The following is a 3,978-nucleotide window of genomic DNA, read 5'->3' on the forward strand; positions in this document are numbered from 1 at the left end:
CCGTGCTGGCCACGGTGCCGGCGCCGGCCGCCATCGATCTGCCCTACGCATCGACCGGCTTCGGTGGCATGGCGCATAACGGGAGCGAGGAATGAACGAGCGTACGCCGAAGCGGCTCAAGGTAGCGCTGGCGATCTCCGTGCTGGTCAACGTGTTCTTGCTGGGCGCGATTGGTGGTGGCGGCTATCGCTGGTACGCCGTGGAGCGCCATGCGGCCGCGCAGCCGCGCGGCCTGCGCTTTGCCGCCGACGGACTGGAGGCCGAGCAGCGCAGGCAGTTCCTGCAAGGCTTGCGCGCGGCGCGCCGTGCCGCGGCGTCGGACGTGGACGCCGCGCGCGACGGACGCCACCAGGTGGAGCAATTGCTGCGGCAGCCGCAGTTCGAGCGTGACGCGCTGGCGGCGGCATTAGCCCGCACGCGCGAGGCCGATGCCGCGGTGCGCACCCGGCTGGAAGGCAGCGTGGTGGAATTCGCCGCCACGCTGTCGCCCGCGGATCGGGAGAAGCTGGCCGATGCACTGGTCCAGCGCGGCCCGCTGCGCACGGCGCCGGCGCGGCCCGCGAAGGCAGCGCCATGACGCGGCGATCGAGAACAACAGCAAAGCTGTGGTTGATGCCGAGGACGAGGATTTCCCAGGGGAGCAACACATGACAAACACCGCCATGACGGCCGCGGCTGTCGCGGTCAACCGGTTCGGGCTGGGCGCGCGCCCGGATGAGCCGCTGCCGGCCGATCCGCGCGGCTGGCTGCTGGGCCAGTTCGAGCGCTACGAGGCCAGGCCCGCCTCCTGGAGCGCGCAGCCGGGCACAGCCGCGTTGGCCGGCGAGTTCGGCGCCCAGCAGCGCGAGGTGCGCCAGGCGCAGGCCGACGCGAAGACCGCGGCGCGCCAGCAATTGCAGCGCGAGACGCGCGAGGCTTATCGCGATACCGTCGATGCGCGCGTGACCAGTGCGCTGGTCACGCAGGCGCCGTTCGTCGAGCGGCTGGTGCATTTCTGGTCCAACCACTTCGCGGTCTCGGTGGAGAAGCCGGCCGTAGCCGCGCTGGCCGGCGCCTTCGAGGCCGAGGCAATCCGTCCCCATGTGCTCGGACGCTTCGAGGACATGCTGGTCGCGGTGGAGCGCCATGCCGCCATGCAGGTCTTCCTGGACCAGGTCCGCTCGATCGGCCCCGACAGCATGGCCGCGCGGGTGGCCGCGCAGCGTGCGCCCGAGCGCCAGCTTGGATTGAACGAGAACCTCGCGCGCGAAATCCTGGAGCTGCATACGCTCGGCGTGCGCAGCGGCTACCAGCAGGCCGACGTGACCGAGTTCGCGCGGGCGCTGACCGGCTGGAGCATCGGCGGCCTCGGCGCGCGCGAGGACGGCGAGCCCGGGCGCTTCCAGTTCCGCGCGCGCGTGCATGAGCCCGGCACCCGCACCATCTTGGGCCGCAGCTACCCGCAGCAAGGTGAAGCGCAGGCGCTGGCCGTGCTGCATGACCTCGCGCAGAGCGAAGCCACGGCCAATCACCTGGCCACCAAGCTGGTCCGCCACTTCGTCGCCGACGTGCCGCCGCCCGCGCTGGTGGCGCGCTTGTCCGAGGCGTATCAGCGCAGCGGTGGCGCGTTGCCCGAGATGTACCGCGCGCTGGTGCAGTCGCCCGAGGCGTGGGCCAGCGAGCCGGCGAAATTCAAGACGCCTTGGGAGTGGACCCTCTCCTCATTGCGCGGGTTGGGTTTGCGCGAGGCGGGCGCACAGCACTTCGCGCCCATGTTGACCCAGCTCGGCCAGCCGGTCTGGCGGCCGGGCTCGCCCGCGGGCTACGACGACATCGCCGCAAGCTGGGCCGCGCCCGATGCGTTGGTGCGCCGGGTTGAGATGGCGCAGCGCCTGGCGGCGCGCGTCGGCGACCGGATCGATGCGCGCGAGCTCGGCCCCAAGCTGCTCGCCGGCACGCTGTCGGCGCCGACCTCGGCCGCCATTGCGCGCGCCGAAAGCGCGCAGACCGCACTGGCCTTGCTGCTGGTGTCGCCCGATTTTCAACGGAGGTAATTGCCATGTTTTCCCGCCGAGATTTCCTCCGCGCGGCCGGCGGCGCCGCCGCCATGCTTGCGTTGCCGCGCCTCACGCTCGCCAGCGTGGATTCCGATCGCCGCTTTGTCTTCGTCATCCAGCGCGGCGCCGCCGATGGCTTGAACACGGTCATTCCCTACGCCGATCCCGGCTACGCCCGCCTGCGTGGCGCGCTGGCCATCGACGCAGCGCAAGCCACGCGGCTCGACGGCACCTTTGCGCTGCATCCCGCGTTGACGGAGACGGCGCGGATGTACAGCGCGGGGCAGGCGCTGTTCGTGCATGCGGTGGCATCGCCCTACCGGGAGCGCTCGCATTTCGACGGGCAGAACGTGCTGGAGACCGGCGGCGCCGCGCCCTACCAGGTCAAGGACGGCTGGATGAACCGGCTAGTGAGCCTGCTGCCCAAGCGGCCGGATAACGCCATCGCCTTCGCGTCCACGGTGCCGGCGGCGCTGCGCGGGCCGGTGGAAGTCGGCTCCTATGCGCCATCGGCGCTGCCTTCGGCGCCCGATGACCTGCTCACGCGCGTCGGGCAGCTCTACGAGATGGACGCGCAACTGCACCCCCTCTGGAACGCGGCCATGCAAGCCCGCGGCCTGGCCGGCGACGCCGGCGCGCGGCAGGACCCCGCCAGCCTTGGCCGCCTTGCCGCCGGTTTCCTGGCCCGCGCGGACGGGCCGCGCATCGCCATGATCGAGACCGGCGGCTGGGATACGCACAGCGCGCAAGCGCCGCGGCTGGCGGCCCGGCTCAAGGCCCTCGACACCATGCTAGCCGCGCTGCGCGACGGCCTCGGCCCCGCATGGGACCGCACCACTGTGCTGGTCGCCACCGAGTTCGGACGCACGGCCGCCGCCAACGGCACGGGCGGCACCGATCACGGTACTGGCGCGGTGGCGATGCTGGTGGGAGGGGCGGTCAAGGGTGGGCGTGTCATGGCCGACTGGCCGGGTTTGGGGCAGGGGGCGCTCTACCAGGGGCGCGATCTGGCGCCGACCATGGGGTTGGATGGGTTGATCGCCGCGGCTGCGGGGCAGAGTTTCGGGTTGGATGAGGGGCGGGTTGGAGGGGTGTTGTTTGGGGAGGTTTGGAAGGGGGGGAGGATGGGGGAGTTAGTGGGGGTGTGATTGTGTTGCTTGCTTGTGGCCCTGCCACGAAACCATCATGGCGTGATATATCGTGATGCTCCGATCCGGTACCGGCAGATGGGCGAATGGGCAGGGATGCTGCTACCGGGGGCCTTACCACGAAACCAGCGTCATTAACAGGATCGTGGCCATTTAAATCGGTAACGGCACGAGTGAATTAAAACCCGGGGCCTGACGACGAAACCACGGGGCGGGGGTGTCAGGATTTTTGTGTGCAAGGCTAAAAACCTGCCTGCCGGGCAGGCTGCCCGGCAGGCAGGCCTTTGATCCTATCTCAGCGATGGGGTTGTGTGAAGCGATCCTCGTAGAGGATCGCGAACTGGTTCATGGCGGCTTTCCAGTCGTGCGTGGCGCTGCCCCACTTGCCGGTGATGTTGCGCAAGGCTAGCCACAGCAGTTTGGTGGCCGCTTCATCGCTCGGGAAGTGCCCGCGGGTCTTGATGATCTTACGCAGTTGCGCGTTGATGCTCTCGATGGCATTCGTGGTGTAGATGATCTTGCGGATGGCCGGCGGGAACGCAAAGAATGGAATCACCCGGTCCCAGGCGCGATGCCAGGAGGCTGCAATCGGTGGGTAGCGCTTGCCCCAGTCGCTTTGCTCGAAGGCCAACAGCGCCGCCTCGGCGGCCTCAACCGTGGCAGCCGTGTAGACAGGCTTGAGCGCGGCCGCCACCACGCGGCGGTCCTTCCAGCTCGCGTAGTCCAGGCTGCCGCGTATCAGATGCACGACACAAGTCTGCAGTGTCGTGCTCGGGAACACCGCGTTCAGGGCC

4 protein-coding genes are annotated in these 3,978 nt (G+C 69.6%); 3 read left to right on the forward strand and 1 reads right to left on the reverse strand.

The annotated features are described in order from the left end of the window. The first annotated feature begins 91 nt into the window (after positions 1–91). From ACYP5B_RS35020 to ACYP5B_RS35030, 3 genes are all read left to right on the forward strand, one after another. The gene (locus ACYP5B_RS35020; RefSeq protein ID WP_459572719.1) at positions 92–577 is read left to right on the forward strand and encodes a periplasmic heavy metal sensor; all 486 of its coding nucleotides are present in this window, start codon (positions 92–94) and stop codon (positions 575–577) included. A gap of 70 nt (positions 578–647) precedes the next feature. Then, positions 648–2,033 carry a DUF1800 domain-containing protein gene (locus ACYP5B_RS35025; protein WP_459572720.1) on the forward strand — a complete coding sequence of 462 codons (1,386 nt, stop codon included), beginning with the start codon at positions 648–650 and terminating at the stop codon, positions 2,031–2,033. A 5-nt stretch (positions 2,034–2,038) separates the two neighbouring features. Beyond that, the gene (locus tag ACYP5B_RS35030) at positions 2,039–3,184 is read left to right on the forward strand and encodes a DUF1501 domain-containing protein (protein ID WP_459572721.1); all 1,146 of its coding nucleotides are present in this window, start codon (positions 2,039–2,041) and stop codon (positions 3,182–3,184) included. A 295-nt stretch (positions 3,185–3,479) separates the two neighbouring features. Here the strand turns inward: ACYP5B_RS35030 and ACYP5B_RS35035 are convergent. Next, positions 3,480–3,978, reverse strand: a 499-nt coding sequence (locus ACYP5B_RS35035) for a transposase (RefSeq protein ID WP_459572723.1), incomplete at its 5' end; no start/stop codon positions are given.

The sequence above is a fragment of the Cupriavidus sp. 8B genome, assembly GCF_054589115.1.

Excerpts from the sequence above, each read along its gene's own strand:
- ACYP5B_RS35020 (WP_459572719.1), top strand. The coding sequence starts at position 92 with ATGAACGAGCGTACGCCGAAGCGGCTCAAGGTAGCGCTGGCGATCTCC.
- ACYP5B_RS35030 (WP_459572721.1), top strand. The coding sequence starts at position 2,039 with ATGTTTTCCCGCCGAGATTTCCTCCGCGCGGCCGGCGGCGCCGCCGCC.
- ACYP5B_RS35025 (WP_459572720.1), top strand. The coding sequence starts at position 648 with ATGACAAACACCGCCATGACGGCCGCGGCTGTCGCGGTCAACCGGTTC.